Below are 26119 nucleotides of genomic sequence, written 5' to 3' on the forward strand. Positions count from 1 at the left end.
TAACATTTTCGGCAAATAAAACCTTTGTTACCCCTGATGAAACTCCCCCCTCATAATCCCCCGCACTTCTCACCAATTGGAAGAAACTGCAGCAGGTTGACGTTATCTAAGGAGACCAATTGAGGAAACGGGGGTGATAATAATCATAAAAGTTATTCCTCTCGCAGCTCTTCCATGCCTAGAATTCGAGGAAGAATATGCAGCACTCCACCAGAAAATAAGACACCACCTTACCCAAAAGACACAAGCTCCGGAGAGCCCTGATCGCACCCCCGCCCCTATATCCGCCGTCATTGCCTGCATCGCCTTTAAGCCTGAGATCTCGCATTCAACTAAGCGATTATTCCTATACCTCTAAAGAGCAGCCTGCGGGGGTGACACCTGAGGACCAACTCTTAGCCAAAGAAGGGATCGGTTATACTGACTGTCAATTTGAGTCACACCAGTAACAGGTGCGCGGGCTAAATTCCGCGCACCCAATATTGAGTTCAGCACTATACAAGGGCAAGATAGAGGCGATGAATACTCCTGATCACTCTGAAAATAGGGTGGGCGAGCTTCCCTCAGGCCGTCCACTTCAAACTGATTTCAATACCGAATTTAATAATAATCTTGATTATCCCCGCCTCGGCACCGTCAGCTTCCGTCGCGGCACCCTGACTGAGAATCAAGAAAAAATGTGGGAAGAAAAGTGGCCACACCTTGGTCGCATTCTCAGCGATGAGATTATCGATATTGACGCATGGTTTGGCCGCTCTCACCACCCCACCATCCTTGAGATTGGTTCGGGCACTGGCACATCAACTGCAGCCATGGCTCCTTTAGAGGCCGATACCAATATTATTGCCTGCGAGCTATATAAACCGGGACTCGCCAAACTCATGGGCGCTATTGTGCGTCACGATATTAATAATATCCGTATGATTCGCGGCGACGGCGTTGAGGTTTTAGCCCGTATGTTTAACCCCGAGAGTCTCGACGGTGTCCGAATCTTCTTCCCTGATCCCTGGCCCAAAGCGCGACACCACAAAAGACGCATCGTGCAATCCGGGGTCCTCAATCTCATCGCCTCACGCTTAAAGCCTGGCGGAGTGCTTCATATCGCCACCGATCACGCAGATTATACTGAGTGGATCAGCGAGCTTATCTCAGTGGAACCACACTTAATCTACCAGCCTTGGCCATGGGCTGAATGCCCTCAGCTCACCGACCGACAGGTGATTACCAAATTCGAAGGCAAAGGCCTCGACAAAGATCACACCATCACCGAATTCTTGTGGCGTAAAGGTTAATCATGGATAATTCCTTCGTTCTCGGCGGCGCCTCCCCTGCATCGGGCGACACCCTTCTTCTAGTCTGGGACGCACCCAATATGGATATGGGGCTTGGCGCCATCCTAGGTGGGCGTCCCAGCCCCAACCACCGCCCCCGCTTTGACGCCATCGGGCACTGGTTATTGGCCAAGGCAGGCGAACTCGCCCACCATACTGGCGTGAAAATCGAAGCCGAGGCCACCGTATTTACCAATGTCTCCACTGGTAGCTCCGATGCCGTTCGGCCCTGGGTGGAAGCACTGCGCAATATCGGCTTCGCTGTTTTTGCTAAACCCAAACTCACCGACGATACCGATGTGGACCCCGACATGCTCGAGCATATTGAAAAGCGCCACAAAGAGGGCGTTCTTAAAGGGGTCATCGTCGCGTCCGCCGACGGGCAAAATTTTCTCCCGCAGCTTGAAGAACTCGCCAACGATGGAGTTGTCATAACCGTCATCGGCTTTCACGAACATGCCTCGTGGGCGGTAGCAAGCGAGCATATTAACTTCGTTGACCTTGAGGAAATCCCGGGCGTCTTTCGTGAACCTTTGCCTCGAATTTCTTTGGATTCGCTGCCTGATCACGGTGCGTGGCTGCCTCCATTTAGACCACTGAGCAGCCTTTTAACAGGGCGAGGCTAGGAGAAGAATATGTTTAGCACCTGGGGTGATTTCGCTTACCGACACCGCAAAATCGTACCGCTCATCATCATTTCGGCTATCCTGCTGCTGCATTTCTTCTTCGGTGTGCGCTTAGCGGAACGCATGAGTCAAGAGGGCTGGGATGACCCGAATTCTTCATCCACCAAAGCGGCCCAGATCGAATTAGAAACCTTTGGTCGAGATAACTCTGGGGATATTATCCTTCTTTTTACCGATCCCAAGGGTATTGAGAAATCATCGCAGTTCCCAGCTATCAAGAGCTATTTAGAGCAGCTACCACAACAGCACTCCGGGGAAATCGAATCTATCATCAGCTTCTTCGACAAGCGCAATCCTAACTTAAAATCCGATGACGGAACCACCGCCTTCGCTGCCATTTCCCTAAAGGGCGATGGCGAGCAAACGCTCAAGGATTTCCGTGCGATCGCTCAAGATCTCTCCCCTGAATTTGATGGCGTAGAAGTCCAGGTAGCAGGAGCCACTGCTGTAGCCGATGCTTTGGATGCGGGCATGGCGGGCGATATTAAACGCGCTGAGGTCTATGCGCTACCCGCGGTTGGGCTACTCCTCCTCGTTGTCTTTGGCTCTCTGGCGGCTGCCTTCATGCCTCTGATCGTGGGCGGACTGTCCATTCTAGGATCCTTGGGCGTCCTCTCTGCCCTCGCTGGACTCACTGAAGTCAATGTCTTTGCCCAGTCTGTCGTCACTTTGCTCGGTTTGGGGCTTGCTATCGACTACGGCCTCTTTATGGTCTCCCGCTTCCGCGAAGAACTCTATCAAGGCCGCGACGTTCGCGAAGCGGTGCGCATCACCACCGCCACCGCGGGGCAAACAGTAGTCTTCTCCGCCGCTATGGTTGCTGTGGCGCTGTCAGGGCTCCTTCTCTTCCCCCAAGCCTTCCTCAAATCTGTTGCCTACGGGGCAATGAGCGCCGTCGGACTTGCCGCTCTACTCTCGGTAACCGTGCTGCCTGCCCTTTTCGGCATCCTAGGCACACGTATCGACGCCCTGGCGATACGGCGCAAAAAAGCGAAATCTCGGCCCATTGAAGACACGTGGTGGTACCGCATTCCCGCACTCGCGATGAAACGCGCAGGGCTTGTAACCATCGCACTCGTCGCTGGCCTCATGGCGCTCACCTTGCCGCTGACGGGAATAAGTTTCGGCGGCATCAATGAAACTTACCTCCCACCATCCCATGACGTGCGCAAGGCCCAATCGCTCTTTAACGAGGAATTTCCGGAATTTCGCACAGAACCTATCAAACTCGTCGTGGAGAATGCCACAAATGAGCAGCTCGTCCAGGTCTACCAGCAAGCCGCTGAGCTGCGTGGACTTACGTCACGGTTGAGCCCTTCCTCCCCAACCAAGGATGGCACCACTATACTATCGGCTGGCATTATTGACCGCGAGGACAATGCCCGCGTGGTCGAAGAGCTGCGCGGCCTTACGGCACCTGAAGGCGTGAATCTCTATATCGGTGGAACTCCCGCTTTAGAAGTCGAGTCCATCGAGGCTCTTTTTGACACCTTGCCCTATATGGCCTTGTATATTGTGATTGCCACGTTCCTCCTCATGGCGCTCGTCTTCGGCTCACTCATTCTGCCGGCTAAGGCCGTCATCATGACCCTGCTCGGCATGGGTGCCACCTTAGGCATTCTCACATGGATGTTTGTCGATGGGTTGTTCGCCTCTCTGTTCCACTTTAGCCCTGGGCCGCTGATGAGCCCGGTGCTCGTTCTCATTATGGCAATTGTTTACGGGCTCAGTACCGACTACGAAGTATTCCTAGTCTCACGCATGGTTGAAGCGCGTAATAAAGGCATGAGCACCGACGAGGCGATCAAATACGGCACCGCCCATACCGGCGGCATCATCACCGCTGCAGCGCTCATTATGATCGTGGTCTGTGGAGCCTTCGGCTTCTCCGATATCATCATGATGAAATATATTGCTTTCGGCATGATCTTCGCCCTGCTTTTCGACGCCACTGTAATCCGTATGCTCCTAGTACCAGCAGTGATGCACCTGCTCAAAGAAGATAACTGGTGGGCACCGCGTTTTATCAAACGCGCTTCTCAAGCACTCGGGCATAATGAGTCCACTACTCACTCTCATCCAACCGCCTCTCAGCACACGGCCGCGATGGCCCTTGCGCCAGCAGGTCACGGTCGACGATCTGTCGAGGCTGGCGACGATCGGATACCTTTTAGTGAATTGATGAAGCGACTCAAAGAGGAAGACTAAAACCCTGTCAAAAAATCCGTGGGTCCGCTTTTTCGTCCCTCTCATCATCCTGGGGAGCGCGGCTTTTTTGTTGCGCTCCAAAATGCCATTCTTAGCTAGTGGCTACCAAGAGATGATTCATGCCAATTCTGGCGGACTCCTTATCGCTTTCCTCTTTATCATTCTGAGTCTTATGGCCATGTCGGAAGTGATGCGCCACCTCCTTAATGCCGGTGGAAATAAGATACGCCCGCATGCAACAATGGCACTCACCTTTATTTCCAATTCATGGTCGAGCACTTTTCCAGGTGGGGCAGCAATATCAACGGTCTACCAATTTCGAAACACGCGGGCGTGGGGAGTGTCCGTGGTCATCAGTTCATGGTTCATCGTGCTCTCTGGGGCACTATCGACGGTATGGCTGATTGCTTTGGGGCTCGTATCCATTGTGTTTCTGGGTGCCAGCTTCTCCTTAGCTCCCCTCCTGGGCTCAGCGGCGGTATTTATTTCCCTAGCTGCTCTCGTGTGGTGGGCAACGAATAACCCCGAACCAACATCGCGGATCTTAAGCGCGGTTATGGCTGTTATTTCCCGAGTGCTCCGCATTGACTTAAGTGCGTACACGCGCACCATGAACGAGCATTTCTCACAGCTCGATAGCGTTCATTTGAGTGCACCTCGCTTTAGCTTTATCGCCCTGCTATCGCTAGGAAATTGGTTATTTGAAATAATCGCCGTGTGGATATGCATTTGGGCCGTCACTGGTGTACTGCCCAGCTTTGAACAGGTTCCCAATAACACCACAATCATGGGGGTAGTCCTCGCTTTTGTCACCGCAAAAATTGTGGGCACCGCGCAGTTATCCCCGGCTGGTCTGGGCCCTGTGGAAGCTGCCATGACTGCGAGCCTCGTAGCCGTCGGTATGACTGCGTCAAGTGCTTTCGGAGTGGTTTTTGTCTACCGAATTTTATCCTTTGCTGTCATAACCGCCATCGGGTGGATTATCTACTTCATCTCCGTAGCCCGAGGTGGTATCCGAGCACGAGAAAGATAAGATAAGCCCATGAAGAAATTTTTGGCCTATGACCTCCTTGCCGTCGGTGCTTTTGCCTTTTTAGCTCGCCTAGCGCACGGAGGTATCGCCCCTCTAGCTGTTCTGGGTACCTGGTGGCCCTTTGCTCTCGGCGCACTCACGGGCGGCGGTATCATCGCAGCAACGCGTGAAAATGGATTCACCCCGAAAAACGGCGTCATTGTCTGGCTGAGCACGGTTGTGGTGGGCCTAGGAATCTGGACGGCTCGGCACCACGCTCTTCCCCACTGGTCATTTATTACCGTGGCCTCCACTATGTCGGGACTTCTATTGCTGGGGTGGCGCCTCGTGGCTGCTCGGGTTTCTCGCCGCTCCTAGGATTCCTCGGGAGGGCTTTTACTAATCCAACTGGGAAAAATGTCCAGGCTGTTGGTTTAAATAATGATGTTTAACGGTTACGACATTCGGTGAAAAACTGGAATTTTTGCTGTTGGTGTACCTAAAGGTGCAACTAATGACCGAATAACTACAAAGAAGATTGCGGAGTTTTTTGCGCTGTCCCTTTTGGTAGTACCCGAACACCAGACCTATTGACGTCGGCCTCGAAGCATCACTGAGTTCTCAAGATGCTTGAAAATTGGCTAGAATTTAATAGCCTTGCTCTACACGCAGCAACGGGTGAAATAAGTAGAGATAGATTGACACTCCTACAGACCGTAACACCAATCTCAGCACTATCATCAGCCTAGAGCCCTCGTCGGCCCACTCACTTCAGGCAGGACAGGGTGCAAGTCGCGGGCACCACCTAGCCTCGGAATATTTAACTGACTCTCGTTCTTAAGACAGGGGGTTGTATATTCGAACACTTCCTGCCACTTGTCCCCCAGGCCAGGTATATGCTATCAAGGTTGAGACCACTCACCATCCATTTGGTGGGCGAGTTGCCGAAATCGCCGAGGGTAACCCCGTCTTGGACGGATAACACAATTAATCACTACAGCACCCAGATGCACAAGGCGTCTTCCACAGCCGAATCCGTGTCGGCGGTCCTAAAGTCAGCTACTCGTGCATCGATAATCTTTTCTAAGGATGCGAAATATGATTGGACTCATGGAGATCCTCCTTATTGGCGCTACTCTCTTCGTCCCTGTTCTGATTGTTTTTCTCTTCTTTAAAGGGGCCCAAATCCTGCTGAAGATTCAAAAAGACGTTGAGAATATCTCACAGGAACTCCGAAATAGAAATATCTCATCATCCCCACCAAACACCATCGATTGATGTCTATCAGTTCGTCCTAATTCCACTAGTGCCAACGGCCTTATCTCCGCTTTCTGCGACGATGAGCTAAGTTAGTGTACGCCTTAAAAGGGATAATATCGATGTGCTTGCACATTGGCGATGGGCGCTTTTAAGAGGTGCAGGAACGAGTCTCAGAATTCTCCCCCTGAGGTGTCGCGCCGCGATTAGAACCTCCAGGGGATATACGTGCCAAGCACCGCGTACAAACTTGTACTCAATCGTAGTGATGTGCTGAACTGACCACTATGAGCACCGCAAATTTGAGTTTTACAGACGCTGAATCCCGCAGCAATGATCTCCATATTGATAGCTACCGACTTCACCTCAACGTCGAAGGCGCCCAGAGCGAAGCCACCTTTCCAGTACAGGTCGATATTGCCATGCGCTCGCAGAGCGGTGCCATTTTCCTGGATTATGTAGGACACTCTGTGGAACGCGTTTTAGTCGACGGCGACTCCGTGCCTTTTCATTTCGACGGCGCGCGGATCACGCTCACGGTTCCAGCAGATCAGGATATTGTTTTAAGCATTGCAGCTAATTCGTCATATTCTCGTACCGGCCAAGGGTTGCACCGTTTTACTGATCCCGCAGATAATCGCACCTATTTGTACTCGCATTTGGAGCCTTCTGATGCTCGCCGGATCTTTCCGTGCTTTGATCAACCTGATCTCAAAGCCCATTTTCACACTTCGCTGACGGTACCGCAGGGGTGGGTGGCGCTTAGTAACCAGCCTGAGATCAGCAGGAACGGCCAGCGCCACGATTTCGATGAAACTCCTCTGTTGTCTACGTATCTCACTGCTTTTGCGGCGGGCGAGTATATCTCCCGCCATAGAACGTGGACTTCACCTACGGGCCAACAGGTGGAACTAGGTGTGTGGGCGCGTACCTCCATGGCTGAATTCGTCGATGATGAAATCCTCACCATTACCTCTCAAGGTCTTGATTTCTTTGATGCACACTTTGGCTACCCGTACCCCTGGGGGAAATACGATTCCATCTTCGTACCGGAATATAATTTGGGTGCGATGGAAAATCCGGGGTTGGTCACGTTCACCGAGGCCTATATTTTCCGCGATCCAGCGACTTATGCGGAGCATGCTGCGCGCACGAATACCATCCTGCACGAAATGAGCCATATGTGGTTCGGTGATCTGGTAACCCCACGCTGGTGGGATGATCTCTGGCTGAAGGAATCTTTCGCGGAATTTATGGGGGCTGATGCTTCAGTCTCAGCCACCGCATATACCAGCGCGTGGGCTGATTTTGCGGGGCAGCGGAAGAATTGGGCCTATGCCCAAGATCAACTTCCCACCACACACCCGATCAAGGCGACGATCCCCGACGTAGATGCCGCCCGCCAGAATTTTGATGGTATCACCTACGCTAAGGGCGCTGCGGTACTCAAGCAGCTTGTCCACTACGTGGGCCGCGACAATTTCTATGCAGCAGCGAGGGATTATTTCCACACGTATGCCTTCGGTACCGCCACCTTCGATGACCTTATCGTTATACTCGGCCGGCACTCCGACCGCGATCTGTCCGACTGGGCCCAACGGTGGCTCCATAGTGCTGGCCCCGATACCCTCTCCCCTGTTCTCGAGACTAATCAGGGCCTCATCACTTCCTTGGCTATTGAGCAGCAGGGAACCGACGTCACTCGCCCACACCGCCTGACGGTGTCGCTATTTAAGCTGCGCGAACAGGCGATTGAACGGACGAAATCATTCGACGTCATTGTCGATCAACGCTCTGGTGGCCTCACTCCCATAGACGTGGCTGTGGGCCTGGAGACTCCAGATCTCATTCTGATTAACGACGGCGATCATAGCTATGCGAAGGTCACCTTTGACCAGCGTTCTGTAAACACGATCGCACAAGCTCTCTCCACTATCTCCGATGAAATCACGCGCGCCGTGATCTGGACATCGCTGTGGAATATGACCCGTGATGCGCTCTTGGATCCGAGGATCTTTATCAAGATTGCTCTCGCTCACGCTGCCGCGGAGGAGAATCCTGCTCTGATGCGCCAGATCTTCGCTCATGCCCTCTTTGCGGCTCGCCATTATCTAGCTGATGATGAGGATCTACGTATAGCCTTAGCTACAGGACTTAAAGCACAGGCAGATCGCGCCCGCGACGGCAGCGATGCCCAGCGGGTGCTCCTACAGGCCTTCGTACAGGCTGCTCCACTGGCAGGACACGAGCGCGCCGCGGAGCTGAGCGCAATCTTGACTGGCCCACTGACGCTTGGCAATAAATTGGAGTGGGATATCATTACCGCTCTGACTGCTCTGGGGGAAGACACCGCGGAATTGAGGGCAGCGCAGCTAGAGCGTGATAATACGCTTACTGGGCGCGCTCATTTCTTGCGTGCGGAAAAATCGGTGCCTTCGTTAAAGACCAAGGATGAACTATTTGCAATGCTGGTGAATCCTCGAGAATTCTCCAATGACGAGGTTCGGGCGCTCGTGGATGCGTATAACCAGCCGCTTTCAGGGGTTGACCATACGGAGAGATTTTTTGCCGCTCTCACCACTATATGGGAGTTAAATCCCATCGAGATTGCCACTGTGATCATCCGAGGCCTTTACCCCGAGCAGCCTCATGCTCATGCGCAGGTAGATGCTTATATACGCGCTGGGATCCCTCGAGCCTTGGAACGTATTTTATTAGAGTGCCAGGACAATAATTTACGGGCGCAACGGGCTCGCGACAGTTTCACCGTTACCCCCTCATAGGGGATCAATTATCACATCATTGCCTCCTAGGGTGTGTTTTTACCGCTAGGATCAACCCCACACCCCTAAGGAGGCACAGATGTACACTCTCGACTCAGCGCCGCTGGATCCCAGTAAGCGCGCATATGCCGACAACCGTATAGCAAGCAGTATTATCGAAGGCCACCAACCAGATGCGGAGCAGGTTGATCTGCTCCTGCGCCTACTCAATGGTGAGATCACTCTCGAGATGGCGCTGCAAGAGATCGCTTCGAGGTTTGAGCATGTCTAAGCTTGAACAGGATAAATGGGATGGCTATTTTTATCCAGGCACTGAGACCCTCGTTAATCTTCCAGGTATTACAGATCTGGATACTCTCACGGCGTGGACGAGAGCCTGCACCGCCGCGCGTGCTGTGCAACTCTATCACCAACCTCCTCATGAGCTAAGTCCGAGCAAACTGCTTATGGCTGTGCATTATGAGCTTTTTCGGGATAGCTTTTCTTGGGCAGGTACGCTGCGCGATGTCAATATTATGAAGAATAATAGCTGGAATCCCAATAATCCCACCCTATTTCTCAGTTATGAGAGTATCCCGCGCTATCTGGATTATATTGATACCTTCGCCTCCTCCTACAGCTGGGAGGGCCTGAGCTTTGATGATAAAGTTCACCAGCTTGCCACGATTCATGCTCACCTCGACTATGCCCATCCGTTCCGCGAAGGCAACGGGCGTGCTTTAAGGCTCGCCATGGAATTTCTGGCTCAGCGTTATGGGGTGGAGATTAGATGGGGCAAGATTTCTAAGGAACTGCATCTACTGGCTACGTCGGCGGTCTTTTTTACTGGCGATGTCAACCCTGAGCCGGCTATCGCGCTGTACCGAGAAATCACTACCGCGCTCTAGTACCACCGCGCTCGAGCACCGCTCGCGCCGTGGCTTCGTCGACAATAAGATCGGTGATGACTCCTGCGCGTAAGGCACCTAAAAGCGCAGGGGCTTTCTTAGGCTCAGCAACAATACACAAGCGCCTCTTTACTCTTTTGAGGTCATCCGGTGTAGGCCCCGAGGCGCGCCGATTGACTGCAATATCGCGGTAGCTACCATCCTCGCGGATAAAAACGGTACAAATATCTCCCACGATTCCATCAGCGGTTAGGGAAGTGATATCCGACTCTTCGAGGTAATCCCCGGAATATACGAGCGAGGGCAGGGTGGCATTAAAAGCGCCGATACCAAAGACAGCGAGGTCGGCGTTTTTAATCAGATCGATCACCGATAATACGGCTCGCTCCCGCCACATCGCTTCCTTGGTGGCTTCATAATCAAAAAAGGCTGGCACGGGCAGTGGCACTACTTCGGCATTAAAGACGTCCCCGGCGCGTGAAAGTACGGTATCGGCGTTGAGGTAGCTTTGGCGTCTTAGTGAAGTGGCACCATTGAGTTGGACCACAGTGATATCATCGCGCGGAGTGGGTGCCATATTTCTTAAGACCTCATAGGTGGTATTTCCCCAGGCGATTCCGATGATATCACCGTGCTCGACCACGTGAGCGAGTTTATTGGCGGCCACCTGGGCTACCGCGGTCAATCTAGCAACTGGACTGAGTGAGCGACGCAGGGGCACGCACGTGGCCTTGATATCAAAGGTTTTCTCCAGGGCTTCGACCATGTCGGTTTTAATAGGAGAATCAATGCTGATCGTGACGATTCCTGATTCGCGGGCGTAGGTGATGAGCCTGGATACAGTCGAACGAGAGACGCCAAGGTTTTGGGCGATGGCGGCCATGGTGTGGTTGTTGAGATAGTACATTTCGGCGGCTTTGTGCGCGAGGTCAAGCCTTTCGTTCATGGCTCCCATTATGCCATGCACATATGTGCAACTTCAGTGCAACATCTCCCATTTTGGGTTTTTCTCAGCCATAATTAAGGTCACAACCCAAACTAAGGAGACCTCATGAGCACCACTCTCAATCGCGACGCCTCGCTGCGCGCCATGTCTAACAACGAACTCGATATCCTCGTCATCGGCGGCGGTATCACCGGCGCCGGCATTGCCCTCGACGCCGCTACCCGCGGGCTGAAAGTCGGCATTGTAGAGGCCCAAGATTTTGCCCAGGGCACGTCATCGCGCTCGTCGAAACTAGTCCACGGCGGACTACGCTATCTCTATAACTTCGACTTTCTCCTCGTCGCCGAGGCTCTACGCGAACGCGGACTCCTGCTCAGCAGCCTGGCGCCACACCTTGTCAAAGCGCAACCGTTTTTGTGGCCACTCAAAATGCCAGTCATTGAGCGTTCCTATTCCGCCATCGGCGTCGGCCTTTATGATGCCATGGCTCAAATCGCCCACAAAGGCTCCGTACCTATCCAAAAGCATTATTCCAAGTCTGGTGCGCTCTCACTCTTCCCCGATATCAAAGAAGATCAGATTACCGGAGCCATTCGCTTCTATGATGCGCGTGTCGATGACGCCCGCCTCGTGATCACCCTCATTCGTACCGCAGCTCGCTACGGGGCCTATACCGCTAACCGCACCCAGGTTGTCAATCTGGAAAAAGAAGGTTCTCGGGTCACGGGCGCTGTCGTACGCGACCTCGAGACTGGGAAAGAATACACCATTAAGGCCAAGAATATTATCAATGCCACTGGTGTGTGGACAGAGCAAACCCAAGCCCTTGCCGATACCAGCGGCGGTCTGAAAGTCCTCGCCTCTAAGGGGATCCATATCGTGATTCCAAAAGACCGTATCAAAGGAAAGACAGGTCTTTTCTTGCGCACGGAAAAATCAGTACTGTTTATTATTCCGTGGAAGCGCTACTGGGTTATTGGAACCACCGATACCAAATACCACGAAGATTTTGTCAACCCCGTGGCCAATAAAGAGGATATTGACTATATCCTCGATCACGCCAATGCGGTGCTCACATCCGATCTCACCCACGACGATATTATTGGAACGTGGGCAGGTCTGAGGCCCCTTTTGCAACCAGGTACCGCCGATGGGGATAAGACCAAGTCCACAAAGATCTCGAGGGAGCATACCGTCACCGAGGCTGCCCCTGGCCTCACCGTTATCGCTGGCGGCAAACTGACAACTTACCGCGTCATGGCAGAAGATGCCGTCGATTTTGCCCTCGGCACCAATAAGGCTAAGCAGATGCCCTCCCGCACTCAGCTCACTCCCCTGATTGGCGCAGATGGCTATCATGCGCTGTGGAACCGCCGCGAAGAATTAGCGGCGGAATACCAGCTCAGCGTGGACCATATCGAGGATCTTCTCGACCGCTACGGCTCCGATATCTTTACCCTGCTCGAATCCATCAAAGAAGAAGAAACCTTAGGCCACGAGCTCGGCGCAGCACCGGAATATTTACGCGCGGAGATCGCCTTCGCGTGCACACATGAAGGTGCGCTGCACCTAGAAGATATTATGGTTTTGCGCACCCGCCTCAACCATGAGAAGAAGGATCGCGGTCTTGCCGCAGTCCCTGAAATCGCCGATTTAGCTGCGGTCTACCTCGGCTGGGATGAGGAACGTAAACAACACGAAATTGACTCCTATCAGCAGCGCTGCGAGGCCGAAGCGCGCGCCGAAGATATTTCTGGTGAGCACGAAGCCCAAGAGATTCGCGCTCAAGTAGAATCCGTGGCACCGATGCTGAGCTAGGCCACTCCTCCTACATAGGCGCGATAGTGTGCTTCTTTGGCAAATCGAATTCGCGCTTGGTTTCTAATTGTCGCAGGGCTTTTCTGATGGCGAGGCGAGAATGGCGCGGCTCTATCAGAGCATCGATATAGCCGCGCTCTGCAGCCACATAAGGACTGGTCATATTCTCATTATAAAAGTCCATGAAAACTTGCTTCATATACTGTCGTTGAGACTGATCACTAATGGCATCAAGCTGTTTACCTTGGATCATCACAACTGCAGCAGCAGCCCCCATCACCGCAATTTGGGCAGTTGGCCAGGCGAGATTAATATCGCCGGTGAGATTCTTAGAACCCATAACCGCATAAGCTCCGCCGTAGGCTTTGCGCACAATAAGCGTAACTTTAGGAACAGTTGCCTCCACGAGCGCAAAAGCGAGCTTTGCGCCACGGTGAATCAGACCCACCTCCTCCTGCTCTACGCCAGGTAGATAGCCTGGAGTATCCACCACAAAGACCAACGGAATATTATAGGCATCGCAGATGCGGATAAATCGTGCACCCTTATCGGCAGCATCAGCATCAATACAGCCGGCAAATTCGAGCGGCTGATTGGCAATCACACCTACAGAACGTCCATCCACGCGGGCAAAAGCAGTAATGAGATTTGGGGCGAAATTAGGCTGAATTTCCTGGATATTATCGTCGTCGAAAAGCTGGGTCAGCAAATCGTGCATATCATAGCCAGCATTGACATCGTCGGGAATAAAGGAGTCAAGCCGAATATCCTCGCTAATATCTGCATCCTGGGGGGCCTGGAATATCGGCGCCGGGTCATGGGTGGTCAGCGGCAAGCGTTCAAGAAGATCGTGCACATAACCAAAGGCATCTTCCTCATCGATGGCCACATATGAGACATTACCGTTTAACTCCTGCTGCCTGGCACTTCCCAATTCAGCAGAGGTAATCACTTCTCCCGTGACCTCCTTGATCACTGCGGGGCCGGTGACATACATTTCGGCTTCCCCATCGACGGCGATCACAAAATCCGTGGTCACCGGTGCATAGACCGCTCCACCGGCGGATTTACCCATCATGATCGAGATCTGCGGGCTGCGCCCTGACAGCGGCAATTGCCGGCGCGCAATCTCGGAGTACATAGCCAAAGAGGTCACCGCATCTTGAATACGAGCGCCACCAGAATCCTGAATACCGATAACTGGGCAGCCAATTTTGATGGCCATATCCATAACCTCGCAGACTTTGCGGCCAAATGTTACGCCTACCGAGCCTCCGTATACGGTTTTATCGTGGGCGTACACTGCCACGGGGCGCCCATCAATGCGGCCATATCCAGTGACGACGCCATCAGAGTAGATGGCATCGTTATCATCTGGGGTGCGACCGAGCGCACCGATTTCTACGAATGAGCCCTCATCGAGCAACCGATTAATGCGCTGCCTGGGCGTTGTTCGGTGCGCCTCATCACGCTTTAATCGTGCCCGCTCACTGCCAGGATCTTGGGCTTGGGCTAGGCGCTCTTTCAGGTCTGCGAGTTTTCCCGCGGTGGTGTCCAGACTCATCCGTTCCTCGTTTACATTGTGGCTAGCTCTGGGAGATATGCGCAATCCGTTGCGATAGCGCTAATCCAACTTTAGCAATCTCGGGTTCATCAACAACCGCTAGGTGATCTCCCTGCAATTGCACGATTTCTAGATCGTTTACAATTGCTGACCAGCCGCCATCATAGGCAATATCTTTATACGCTGGCTCTAATTCAATAGCTCCCTCGTGCATCCGCTCTGCGCGGAAGAGAATCACCGGCACCTCAACATCAGCCCATCTGGTCATATCAAGCTTGTCCAGAATGCGATTATCAACAAAGGAAGCCCGCTGGTGCTCCAAGACTCCCGCAGATAGTCCATGCTCAGAGGCGTCAGTAGTGCTCAAGAATTCCGCCATCATAGCAAGGAGGGCATCTTCACCAGCGCTCTCTAAAAGGTCAAAAGGCACGGGGAAGTCCAAGCCATAGGTCTTCTTGGCAAATGCTTGGTAGCGCTGCCAACGCTTCTTGGTCTCTTCTTTGTTGTCCGGAACTGGATGTGCTGGCTGCACTGTATCTAAAAGGGCGATCGTTGCGATCTCTATATCGCTTCCCTCCAGCTGGTGTGCAACCTCATAAGCTATCGCGCCACCGAAGCTCCAACCACCGAGGATAATGGGCAGACCATCGGAGTACCGCTTAATCTCATCAAGGTAGGCAGCGGCGCGCTCCTCCAAGGACCCTTCAAGTCGCTCTACTCCGTACACGGGAATATCCTCAGGCAGGCGGCGCATTAGAGGTTGATAAACCACTGATGAGCCACCCGCTGGGTGGAACATAAAGACAGCGGGCTTGAGCGAACCTTCAGGTCGCGCCCGCAATACTCGGATATTGCCCTCGACGTCCGTTTCAAAGCTATCGCGCACCATATTGGCAATGGTTTCAAGATTATCCGCCGCCAGTATATCGGCAGCGCTCATCTTTGCCCCAGATCGTTCTCTCAACCGCTCTGCGATCTGATTAGCTTGCTCAGAAGTAATTGTTGGCAACGCATTGGTCACACCCGTTGCAGCTTGACCGACAACACTCGCCCACGTGGCGAAGACGAGACGCTCGGACGCATCACGCGGGGCTACGCCTACGCCGCGGTCGCCACCTTGTGGTTCAGGGTTGACCTGTACGGGGGCAGATTCTCTTTCGCGTCCACTGACTAATTCTTCGACCAAGGCCACCGCATCAGCAACGGAGGCATCGCGAAGCGCCTGGACCTGCAGCTCGGGGATATTAAAATCATATTCAATGCGATTTTTAATCCGCATTCCCATCAGTGAATCGAGGCCCAAGTCTATCAGCGGTAATTCTTTGGGCAAATCTTCCACATCGTAGCCCATTGCTTCACTGACAATAACGCGCATGCGATCTTCAACGGTCTCGCTACTTGTTGGGTCCCAGCGGAGATCAGCATGGGCCATTTCAGGCAGACTCTCCCCCGAGGACGTAGCCAAGGCGGGGCCATCAAGGTGTGCTGTTTCTCCCTGCTCCGCAGCAAAGGCTTCCACTAAGACCGTCAGAGAGTCACCAGCGACTTCATATAGAGTGATCGCCAGTCCACCCAAGGTACGGGCGGCAACCACGGTGAGTTCACCGGAGGGCGGCAGTGTTTTCTTTTCACTCGCCGCAGTCATCACTGACTGGGGTGCCAGTTCTGAGATCACTGCGTCGATGACCATAGTCGGCGACGCTACTGCATCCGCTTGTACTCGATAAGCGTACTGGTTTCCAGGGAGGAAAACCATCTCGCCTAATAAACTTCCCCCAGCAGAGGAGGCAGGGCGAGCAGTGGTCCAATACCGTTGTTTCTTCCACGGCATGCCCGGAGCTGGTATCAGCGGGCCATCCCCGTACAGCGCACGGAAATCGATTGGCGCACCGGCTGCGTACAGTTTAGCCAGAAGATCGCTGAGCGTGAGCGCTGGATCTTCCTTGCGCTTCAAGCAGAACAAAAGCTGTGCATCTGGCTTATTCACATTAAAGGCAGTATTCATCAGTGGGATAGCCGAAACTGGGTGCGGGGAAATCTCAACCAGCATGCGATGTCCGTGGGCAAAAGCCTGCTCGCACGCTGCTTGGAAATACACCGGTTGCCGAGTGCAGCGCACGAAATAATCAGCGTCGTGGACGATCTGACCTGCTTCAAAGACCTCTCCGCGTTCCACAGAACTGAAAAGGGGAATTGTGAGTGGACGAGGATTAATCGCTGATATTTCCGCAGCCAGTTCCCCCAGGATAGGATCGACGGCGCTGGTGTGACCTGCAGCATTAACGTTGAGTAATCGGGCGAATTTCCCTTCCTCTTGGCGCAAATCTACCAGCTTGATAACGGCATCTCGCGGCCCGCCAATAGTATTCATGCCGGGAGCGGCGTAGACGGCCGGCTCAATTGCCGCGAACTCAGGATGCTCAGCGCCAAGCTGCGCAATCTCCTCAGCACTATAATCAACAACTGCCATTGCGCCATAGTCTTCTTCGCTGAGGGATTTTTCCCCTTCACCCATGAGCCGCGAACGATGGCAGGCAATGAGCATGGCATCGTTAGCGCTCAAGCCGCCACAGGCATAGGCGGCAGCGATTTCACCCATCGACATCCCCACCACAGCGCGCGGGCGGGCACCGAGTGCGCTCAGATAGTCGGTGAGAGCGATCTGGATGGCCGTAATCGCAACCTGGGCGGTTTCGGTATCGTAGGTTTGGGAATCGTCGGCGACAATATCGAGAATCGACCAGCCTGATTCAAAACGCACCACCTCGTCTAATTCCGCTAAGCGCGCTTTAAATGAAGGTGCGATTGCCATTAGGTCTTTGGCCATCTTGCGGTGCTGGGACCCAAAGCCCGAGTAGATGAAAACGGGACCCTGGGTATCGGGGGCATCTTGAGCACACACATGCTGGGTGATCTTGCCGTCAGCAACCACACCCAGCCGCTTGATCGCCTCATCATATGTACGAGCGCTCACCACGGCGCGGGAGCGACCATGATTGCGACCTGCTAGGGAGCGTGCGAACTTTATGAGATCGGTTTTGGGATGCTGTTGCAGATAGTCCCTAACCGAGGCTGCCGCTTGCCGACGCCGCGACGGTAATAAACCCGACACCGGCAGTAGCGCTGGGGCGCCAAGGAGTTCTGGTTCCCGCGGACTCTCACTGAGTTGATAATCGCTCGCCTCAAAGGACGAGACCACGATATGAGCATTGGTTCCGCCAAAGCCGAAGCCGGAAATACCAGCGAGTTTACGGCCTGAATACTCAGGCCATTCGCGAGGGTCTTCTACCACTTCGAGATGTTCCCGCTCGAAGTCAACGTAGCGGTTCGGGGCAGAAAAATTCAGCGACGGCGGCAGGATATCATGCTCCATTGCCAGCGCCACCTTGATCACACCGGCAGCGCCCGCAGCGGCTTCGGTATGGCCAAAATTGGTTTTGGCAGACCCCAAAAGGGTCGGGTTATGCGGATCGCGCCCAGAACCTAAAACGGTGCCAATAGCGGTGGCTTCAATGGGATCACCTAAGATCGTGCCCGTCCCGTGGGCTTCAATATAGTCCACCTCCCGGGGATCAATCCCAGCATCAGCATAGGCGCGTTCTAAGACATCTATCTGAGCATCGGGATTGGGGGCGGTCAAACCATTGGAGTGTCCATCCGAATTCACGGCGGAGCCCTTAATCACGGCAACGATTTTGTCACGATCTTTGATTGCATCGGCTACTCGCTTGAGCACCACAACGCCAGCGCCATCGGCACGCACTAGGCCATCGGCATCATCAGAGAAGGCGTGAATCTTGCCTGTTGGGCTAAATACCCCGAGCTGCCCAAAGGCGGTAGAGGCAAAAGGCGCCGCCAGAATATTAACACCACCGGCAATCGCCATATCACAGGCTCCCTCACGGAGATCGCGCACAGCCTGATGGATAGCTACTAAGGACGAGGAGCAAGCAGTATCAGTACTAATAGAAGGTCCGCGGAAATCGAAGGCAAAAGATACGCGGTTCGGAATGATCGAACTCGAGGTTCCTGTAAGCGCATAGGGGTGTGCCTCTGCAGGATCGGCAGCAATGAGCATGCCGTAATCGTTGTTTGTTGAGCCCATATACACGCCCACTGGGCTGCCTTTGAGCGATGACGGCGGGATATGAGCGTTTTCCAGGGCCTCCCATGTCAGCTCTAGGATGATGCGCTGCTGCGGATCAACATTAGCGGCTTCCAGGGGGGATAGGCCGAAAAATTCAGCGTCAAACGAGGCAATATCGTCGAGGTAGCCACCAGTCATATCGATATTCTCGATGAGCTCGGTAGTATGCTTATCAGCCGCGTACTCTGACCAGCGGCCTACCGGCAGTGGACCGATTCCGTCGCGGCCTTCGAGGAAGAGATCCCACATCTGCTGCGCATTCTCAGCCCCAGGGTAACGCCCTGCTAATCCCACAATGGCAATATCGTGAGTGGCAGGCTCTTGGATAATGGCGGTGGTTCGGGACTTAGAGGAGGGGCGCTCGTCAGTGCGGGGGCCATTGATCAGACGCTGTGCTAGGGCCGAGATCGTGGGATATTCATAAGCGATGGTTGCATCAAGTGGTACATCGAGAAGATTTTCTAGCTCGCCGGAGAGAATGACCACATCGCGCGAGGACAATCCGAAGGATTGCATCGATTGGGTATCAGAGATCTCCTCTTCAGGTAACCCCGTCGTGCGCATAATCCAATCACGCAACCAAACGCTGAGTTTGTCCACGCTCATCGGTTCACTAATCGTACCGTCAGCACCATGTTGATTAGTCAAAATCTACCCTTTGTCTCGTCTTTTCGCTCACACTGGGACGCCACCTTAGGACAGCGCCCAATCGCTCTATTTTATATCGCATATTGTTTAATAGCTGTTTCACACCTCAAGACCCCACGATCACTACCCATCATCGTGGGGTCTTGAGGAAACTGCGGAGGATTTAGGAATTCTCGTAGCGCTTTTTATTCACCCGGCGGGCAATCTTACCGGCAGACGAGCGCGCAATTTCATCTGGATTCAGGATCTGAATATCCGCCGGAACTACTCCGTGAGCATCGGTTACAGCTTGTCTAATAGCCGCAATAGCGTGGGCGTCATGCGCAGGATCGGCATCGAGATCTCGCTCGGCGAGAATAATGAGCTTTTCTACATCCTCACCTGTAGTGGCGAATGCGGCAACTGCGGTAGGGCGCACCTGAGAGCTGGCATGCTCAACGGTATATTCAATATCTTGAGGATAGTGATTCCTGCCTGCGACGATGATGAGATCCTTGAGTCGGCCGGTGATATAGACTTCGCCGTTGATAATGGTGGCGAGGTCCCCAGTAGCCATCCATCGATCATCATCAGGCGCCCCGACAACCCGAGATCCCTCAACAAGGCGCTGACCTAAGGTATTGCGGAAGGTCGCCATGGTTTCTTCGGGGCGATCAAGATAGCCGGCAGCCATATTATCGCCATGGCACCATAGTTCACCTATATGGGAATCTCCGAGCTCGGCACGGGTCTCAGGATCAACAATCGTGAGGTACTGCGGGCGCACCGCCTGCCCACTGGACGTGAAGGCGACGGACCGATCACTGCGCTCCACGATCTCGGCGAGACCCTGAGCCAGCTTATCGCGATCAAAGTGGCTAATCAGTGGTCGACTTTCCGTTTGCGGGGTGGTAACCAAAAGCGACGCTTCCGCCAGTCCGTATGAAGGGCGCAGCGCTGACTTTTTCAGCCCGTATTCCTCGAAAGTTTGAAGGAAGGTTTCCACTGCCTTCTCAGTTACTGGCTCCGAACCCACGATTAGTCCATCAACTGTAGAAAGATCGAGCTCGTGTCCAGCTTCAGGCTTGGCAAAACGGGCCGCCAATTCAAGAGCGAAGTTGGGGACAACGGTGTAGATATGGGTACCCGACTCCCGTTTATCAAGGAGCTGGACCCAACGTGAAGGCTGCTGAATGAAATCACGCGGCGCCATTAACTCAAAATCGAGTCCTAGAATGGTGACAAATGTTGCCAGAATGATGCCCATATCATGGTGCAACGGCAACCAAGAGACTAAGGTCAGAGGGGTTTTAAGCTGAGCCGCGGTAAAAATTTGCAACACATTGGTCAGGATCGAGCGATTGGTGAGCATAACACCAGCTGGAGTGCGTGTAGAGCCCGAGGTATATTGCAAAAAGGCGGGCAAATCGACCGGAGCTTTTTGTAGGGTGGCAAGCATGCGCGCAGCCTCAGGGGAGGTAAGCGGATTGCTAAAACTGGCCGCCAAACTATCGGGCACAGCATCAACGAGTAGAATGCGGGGGCGCTCATGGCCTGGACGATCAGCGAAGAATGCCCGCACGGAGCGAGCAGATGCCTTATTAGTTAGTACCGCAGACGGTTGTGAATCGCCGATAACGGCCGCAAGATGTTCAGCGTGACCTGGCTCATTGGGATCATAAAGCGGAATGGGAACCATTCCAGCGTACATGGCCCCTAGCATGGAAAATAAATACTCTGGAGAGTTATTAGCAAGGATCATCACGCGATCACCGATGGAGCCCACCTGCTGCAAGCGAGCGGCAACGGCCTTAATCCGAGTATTGACCTCCGCGCGACTGTATTCCTTGAGCTGCCCGTCACGACGTTCAGAGTAATCCCAAAATTTCAGCACGATGCGATCGGTAGTTCCAGCCATTTTTTCCGTCTGGAACATCATCTCGCACATCCCTGCGAGGGTAATCTCCGGCGGTAAGGTAATCTCGTGCTTCTCGTTGAAAAATTGGCCAATTACTTTATTAAGATCCATTATTCTCCTTCATATCAGTGCTGTCGCGCGAAGCTTCACCCTCTAGTGCAAGAACCCACGAGGCAGTGTCCCTTAGTTAATCGGTACTAACCAGAAGATTATTACTTTTGCGAAAAAAATTATTTTACACCCTATAGGGCCGCTTATCCGCGATTAATCAAATCACTAGCCCATTCCACAACCCAGCTCGGTGCGGTGGTGCCTGGAACGACATTCGGATTCGTGGCGTATTGAGCATGAATACCATTGGCTTCAATGAGATCAAAAGCGCGGCCGAAAGCATCGCTCACATTCTGCGGAGCATCGCAGATAGTGTCATCAGGAGCACAAATATCAAAGACCCGATCATTAAGAACTCCGAAGCCGCCGGTGCGCGGGCCACGCATGGTTGCGCCAGGAACAATGGGTTGAACTACTAGATTCAACGGTGCCAGCGAAATCTCGGCCCCTACCCCACCCACGGGTATGCCCACAGCCTGGCCCACACCCGGCTGTCGGCGACCATCAGCGATCAGGGCGACACCCCTGACCACGTGGGAGGGAATAGGAGTTTCATGCACTCCAATTTCATTGGCAAGATCACCCATAATCACAGCGCCTTGAGAAAAGCCAGTGAGAATAAATTCTGTCAGCGGACATTCGCGGTGTGTCTCATTGATTTCTCGCTTAAGGGTGGCCATCCCCTCATTGCGAGAATCGTCGTAGCTCATTTCCTGTTGGGCGTTGATATTGCGAAACTGCGCAGTATACGGCAAGGTCCATATCTTTATATCCCCATGAGGGTAGCGCTGCTTGAGAGGATTAGTAATGGTCAGCATCAAAGAATTGGGGTTGGCCATCGGGTTAAGGGGATCATCGACGCTCGCAGATTCCCACGTCCCCGGAGCTGCGATGACCTCCACCCGTGGGCACCATTCAGGTTGCGTTGGACCCGCTTGATTCGAATCTGGTGCACCTGGAATATTATCGGTGCTACGCAGCCAACCCACGACCCCCGCGATAATAATCCCAATAACAATGAGTGCTACTACCGCGGTGAAAAACTTTTTCATACTGCCTTCAATCTAGATTTAGCAATAACTCTGGCGTGCTGCCTGCTCAATAACCGTAGTTATCTGCTCCACCGCCAGGGTGGAGCGGCCTTGCTCGATGAGCTGACCGGCCACAGCAGGGGTAGCGGCAGCAAAGTTATTGGCACAAACGACCTGCGCAACGCCGATCATTTGATTCTCTGCACCTGTGACCGTGATCCCCGCTAATTCCAAAGCTTTGAGAAATTCCCGATCTTGTTCAGTCAGGGATAGCCCTGGGGTGGGCACGTCACTGACTTCTCGGGCGGCCTGATCACCAGCCGAACGCGCGGGCGGGTTCTTCAAAGGTGGAACGCTGAGATCGATGCTCGTGCTCGGTTCTGCGCGTGCAGATGCACTAGGCGTTTTCGACATTTGGGCGGCCCGAGTGAGCGGCGCTACGGTCATCTCAGTGGGCTCCTCAGTGACACTGGAACTCGAGCACCCAGCTAAAAATCCCAGTGCCACCAGCAGTGCGCAGGGCATAGCCTTATACACTATTTCTTCTCCTCAACGATGAGACCATTGATTTGAGAAATGGTGCCACGTTCGAAGTGAACGATCTCGCCGCCCGCTGGAATTAGGGCATGATCTTGGGTTGGGAAGCCAAATTCGCCCTGCTCCCAATTTTTCTTAGCCCATGCGTCAAAGATATCACCGTAGTTAATCACGTGTGCATCAGTTGCAGGTGACCAGTAAATATTGCCCCGCTCGAAGCGTTGGAAGGCACCACCATTGATGGCGATTTCATCCGTTGTAGGGAATCCCAGATTGCTGGTCGCGGTATTGATGGCTCGGTACTTCGCAGCGATCGCTCCTCGAACATGGAAATTTTTGTTATCGGGAGTACGGACTACATAGCCACCTTCAAACTGCTGCACGAAGCCGTCGCCGATCTTCTCAGCTGCAGAAACTGGGTACCCGAGTGTGCCATTTTCCCACTGCAACTCACCCCACTTATCCACAATATCCTTAGGCACGGCCACGGCACCCAGTGCTGGAGTCCAGTAGATATTGCCATGCTCGAAAGCTACGTAGCGGCCACCCCGTACCAATTCACGCTCGGTGCTTAAGGGGAAGCCCAACCAGCTAGCGGGACCGCCCATTTCGGTATAGAGAGCACCGATACGGCCATAGAGAGCGAAGGCTCCATGCTCCGGAGACCAGTAGGCACGACCCCTAGTGAAGTCTTCAGCCTTACCACCGGGTACATCGTATTCGTTGTTGACGCAGTTACCAATTATTCCAGAGCGTGTGGCTTCAGCAATGGCGCCGATAGCGGTGCAATCAGCGCCGCGGTCTTCCTTGGAGATATTCAACGCTTTTGCCATATGCGGCCATGCTTGTCCCAGTTCGTACTGCCAGTACGGCCAAGCATGTACGCCGGTGGGGCGGAAGACGGAAATGACCTCAACCTGCGCACGCTTAGCGTAGTCGACGAAGGTCTGGGTGGTCATCCGGGAGATTACTTCCAGACCAATTCCAGCGGAATTGGCCCCATGCTTGGCTACGGAATCTGGCTCACCGAAATCATCGCGACCAGAGCCGGCTGATACATATACGGTTTTGCCTTTAAGGGATTCAATACCGAGTTTCGGATCGTGATCAATCCAATCTTGAGAACCTTCAGGGCCCCACATAGCCTCCGCATCGTAGCCGCCACCGTCTTGAAGGGCAGCCTTGACGGCAGCTGGCATACCAACGCTGGTCATATCGAGGTAACCAGAGAACGAGCCAACGAATTTAAAGAGCTGAGGGTGGCGTTCAGCTAGGTTAATAGCGGCGGTGCCGCCCATAGAAAGGCCGAAGATCGCGCGCTCCTCATTGGAGCGGTAGCCATTACGCAGGATGGGTACGAGCTCTTGGGTGAGGAAGGACTCCCACATATAGTGCTTGCCGTTATTTTCACGCTGCCAGTCCGAGTAGAACGAAGACTCGCCACCGATTGGCAGAATAACGTTGACATTCTTATCGGCAAAGAGCTGTTCGATATTAGTCTCGGAGGTCCAGCCATTCTCAATATCTGTGGCGCGCAAACCGTCGAGGGCCCATACTTCAGGGAAGGTACGCGTGGGATTCGAGTGCCAATCGCGCGCTAACAGGATTTGAACTTTCACTGGCGCACCTGGCATCACGGCGGAGCGGATATACAGTTGTATACGGCGATCGCTAATCCAGTTCACGCGCTCAACTTCAACTCCGGCGGGTAGGCCCTGGATATTGGGGTTTTCATCCACGCGTATGGGGGTGCGTTCCTGGGAGTTTGGATCGAGGTAATCCGTGAGGCCGGGAAAGAAATTCGAAGATCCCGAAGATTGGGCCATGGTGGTGGCGGGGATAACTCCCACTAATCCGAGGCCGATGACTACAGGGAGCGTACTAATCCAACGGGTACGTCGAGTCGAACGGGATGCGGTGTCGCGCATAATAGGTTCCTTTTTGTGTTAGCGATTTTTTTAGGTACTCCAGGTGCTCAAGCGCTGCTGCTTTTCCCACCTATCCCACGGTATAGCTATATGTGGGGTATAGCTCCACTGTGGCACAAGACTATGCTCAAGTTTAAGTTGAACTTGAGAGTTAGGGTTGAGACACACCGATTTACAGCTGTTTATTTTGTTTTCACCTTTAACATAGCTAACAACGCTCACATCGTTACATGACCAGGGCACCGCAATAAAAAACCCCGCGGCCTGTGCGGCAACGGGGTTGTTCTTACGGCGGAATGGTTCCTACCAAGCGTTCATATAATCTAGAATTCGCGGCTTCGTCTTCTCTAGCTGCGAGATCCATTGTTCCCAGCTGTGAATACCTGCCGGCGGATAATCTACCGTTACACGCAAGCCCTCAGCACGTGCCTTAACCTCCCATACCGAGGTGGAGTACAGCGAGACACCTTCGAGTACGGAGCCGACGATCCGGTCCCCAAATTTAATCCCTGGGCCGTCATAGCCTGACCAGAATCCGGTGGCCGCAGAGATATAGATATCGGTATTGCGCAGACCGCTCATATTCCACAGCGGGTCATTTGAAAAGCGTTCTGGGCTAAAGAAGAAACCGTACATGGCGTTGATATTAAAGCCGCCCAATTCAACGAGTGCCAACCGCAGGAGGGAGTGCATCCCAGGCAGGGTCATGGATGGGTAGCCCGACCAACTCAAGGTCTGTCGGAATTGATTGGGGTGGCGGGCCGCGAGATTGAGCGCAGCGGTGCCGCCCATGGAGAGACCTGCAATTGCGTTATTATTGCGCGCGACGCCAAAATTTTGCTCAAGGTAAACGGGAAGCTCTTGAGTAAGGAATGTTTCCCACTTGAAGTGGTAGCCTTGTCCGTTGTAGAAGGCTGGCCCCAACCAGTCCATATAAAAAGATCCAGCGCCACCGACGGGCATGACGAGGGTGATATTATGTGGCGCATATGTGGCAGGAGCATTAGCTGAGGTCGTCCATGCACTAGCTCGTTCACTCGCACGGGCGCCATCAAGAAGGTAGAGACCAGCATTGCCCCCACGTTGTGCAGGCTGGATCTGAACAGTAATGGTTCGGTTATTAGCGGGTGACCACACATCACAGCGCTGTACCCAGTTTCCTACTTGGTCCCATTCGCAAGTCCCGGTGGCATCAGCGCGCAGCCAGTCACGATTGGCAGCCTCCGCCACTCCCTGTCCAGCGACCATAAGGGCACCAGCGGTGACCACTGCTGTCACTGTGGCTTGAGCCTTTCGTAGAGCTTGGGCGAAAACCTTCATGCTTCTCC

18 protein-coding genes are annotated in these 26119 nt (G+C 53.5%); 10 read left to right on the forward strand and 8 right to left on the reverse strand.

The window, feature by feature from the left end:
* Positions 1-518: 518 nt before the first annotated feature.
* From trmB to N7326_RS06665, 9 genes are all read left to right on the forward strand, one after another.
* A complete protein-coding gene (gene trmB, locus N7326_RS06625; protein WP_259078601.1) occupies positions 519-1292 on the forward strand; it encodes a tRNA (guanosine(46)-N7)-methyltransferase TrmB in 774 nt (257 codons plus the stop codon).
* Between the two features lie 2 nt (positions 1293-1294).
* Positions 1295-1957, forward strand: a complete 663-nt coding sequence (locus N7326_RS06630; protein WP_259078599.1) for an NYN domain-containing protein — start codon at positions 1295-1297, stop codon at positions 1955-1957.
* A gap of 9 nt (positions 1958-1966) precedes the next feature.
* Complete coding sequence (locus tag N7326_RS06635) at positions 1967-4225, forward strand: MMPL family transporter (RefSeq protein ID WP_263088330.1); 2259 nt, start codon at positions 1967-1969, stop codon at positions 4223-4225.
* 43 nt (positions 4226-4268) lie between these two features.
* On the forward strand, positions 4269-5258 hold the full coding sequence (locus N7326_RS06640) for a lysylphosphatidylglycerol synthase transmembrane domain-containing protein (RefSeq protein WP_263088349.1): 990 nt from the start codon (positions 4269-4271) through the stop codon (positions 5256-5258).
* Positions 5259-5267: 9 nt separating this feature from the next.
* A complete protein-coding gene (locus N7326_RS06645; RefSeq protein ID WP_259078596.1) occupies positions 5268-5615 on the forward strand; it encodes a DUF3054 domain-containing protein in 348 nt (115 codons plus the stop codon).
* A 720-nt stretch (positions 5616-6335) separates the two neighbouring features.
* The gene (locus N7326_RS06650; RefSeq protein WP_259289511.1) at positions 6336-6515 is read left to right on the forward strand and encodes a hypothetical protein; all 180 of its coding nucleotides are present in this window, start codon (positions 6336-6338) and stop codon (positions 6513-6515) included.
* A 266-nt stretch (positions 6516-6781) separates the two neighbouring features.
* Positions 6782-9277 carry an aminopeptidase N gene (gene pepN / locus N7326_RS06655; protein WP_263088331.1) on the forward strand — a complete coding sequence of 832 codons (2496 nt, stop codon included), beginning with the start codon at positions 6782-6784 and terminating at the stop codon, positions 9275-9277.
* 79 nt (positions 9278-9356) lie between these two features.
* The gene (locus N7326_RS06660; RefSeq protein ID WP_259078590.1) at positions 9357-9548 is read left to right on the forward strand and encodes an antitoxin VbhA family protein; all 192 of its coding nucleotides are present in this window, start codon (positions 9357-9359) and stop codon (positions 9546-9548) included.
* Positions 9541-10164, forward strand: a complete 624-nt coding sequence (locus tag N7326_RS06665; RefSeq protein ID WP_259078588.1) for a Fic/DOC family protein — start codon at positions 9541-9543, stop codon at positions 10162-10164. Before N7326_RS06660 ends, N7326_RS06665 begins: the two co-directional genes overlap by 8 nt.
* Here the strand turns inward: N7326_RS06665 and N7326_RS06670 are convergent.
* Positions 10151-11110: a sugar-binding transcriptional regulator gene (locus N7326_RS06670; protein ID WP_259078587.1), complete on the reverse strand. Its 960-nt coding sequence runs from the start codon at positions 11108-11110 to the stop codon at positions 10151-10153. The genes N7326_RS06665 and N7326_RS06670 overlap by 14 nt on opposite strands.
* Before the next feature lie 105 nt (positions 11111-11215).
* Between N7326_RS06670 and N7326_RS06675 the strand changes: the two genes are divergently transcribed.
* The gene (locus N7326_RS06675; RefSeq protein ID WP_259078585.1) at positions 11216-12928 is read left to right on the forward strand and encodes a glycerol-3-phosphate dehydrogenase/oxidase; all 1713 of its coding nucleotides are present in this window, start codon (positions 11216-11218) and stop codon (positions 12926-12928) included.
* A gap of 10 nt (positions 12929-12938) precedes the next feature.
* Here the strand turns inward: N7326_RS06675 and N7326_RS06680 are convergent, their stop codons facing one another.
* From N7326_RS06680 to N7326_RS06710, 7 genes are all read right to left on the reverse strand, one after another.
* The gene (locus N7326_RS06680; RefSeq protein WP_259078582.1) at positions 12939-14492 is read right to left on the reverse strand and encodes an acyl-CoA carboxylase subunit beta; all 1554 of its coding nucleotides are present in this window, start codon (positions 14490-14492) and stop codon (positions 12939-12941) included.
* A 22-nt stretch (positions 14493-14514) separates the two neighbouring features.
* Positions 14515-19245 carry a polyketide synthase Pks13 gene (gene pks13, locus N7326_RS06685; RefSeq protein WP_263088350.1) on the reverse strand — a complete coding sequence of 1577 codons (4731 nt, stop codon included), beginning with the start codon at positions 19243-19245 and terminating at the stop codon, positions 14515-14517.
* Between the two features lie 205 nt (positions 19246-19450).
* Positions 19451-21295 (reverse strand): FadD32-like long-chain-fatty-acid--AMP ligase, encoded by a 1845-nt coding sequence (locus tag N7326_RS06690; protein ID WP_263088332.1) that lies wholly within the window; start codon positions 21293-21295, stop codon positions 19451-19453.
* 143 nt (positions 21296-21438) lie between these two features.
* Positions 21439-22347 (reverse strand): cutinase family protein, encoded by a 909-nt coding sequence (locus N7326_RS06695; protein WP_263088333.1) that lies wholly within the window; start codon positions 22345-22347, stop codon positions 21439-21441.
* Between the two features lie 18 nt (positions 22348-22365).
* Positions 22366-22863, reverse strand: coding sequence for a DUF732 domain-containing protein (locus N7326_RS06700; RefSeq protein WP_259158472.1), 498 nt, complete (start codon positions 22861-22863; stop codon positions 22366-22368).
* Positions 22863-24791, reverse strand: coding sequence for an alpha/beta hydrolase-fold protein (locus N7326_RS06705; protein ID WP_259078576.1), 1929 nt, complete (start codon positions 24789-24791; stop codon positions 22863-22865). The genes N7326_RS06700 and N7326_RS06705 overlap by 1 nt, the downstream gene beginning before the upstream one ends.
* A gap of 303 nt (positions 24792-25094) precedes the next feature.
* Positions 25095-26111, reverse strand: coding sequence for an alpha/beta hydrolase (locus tag N7326_RS06710; RefSeq protein ID WP_259078575.1), 1017 nt, complete (start codon positions 26109-26111; stop codon positions 25095-25097).
* Positions 26112-26119 lie beyond the last annotated feature (8 nt).

This window comes from Corynebacterium sp. ES2794-CONJ1 (assembly GCF_025660615.1).
In the GTDB taxonomy this organism is placed as follows: Bacteria; Actinomycetota; Actinomycetes; order Mycobacteriales; family Mycobacteriaceae; genus Corynebacterium.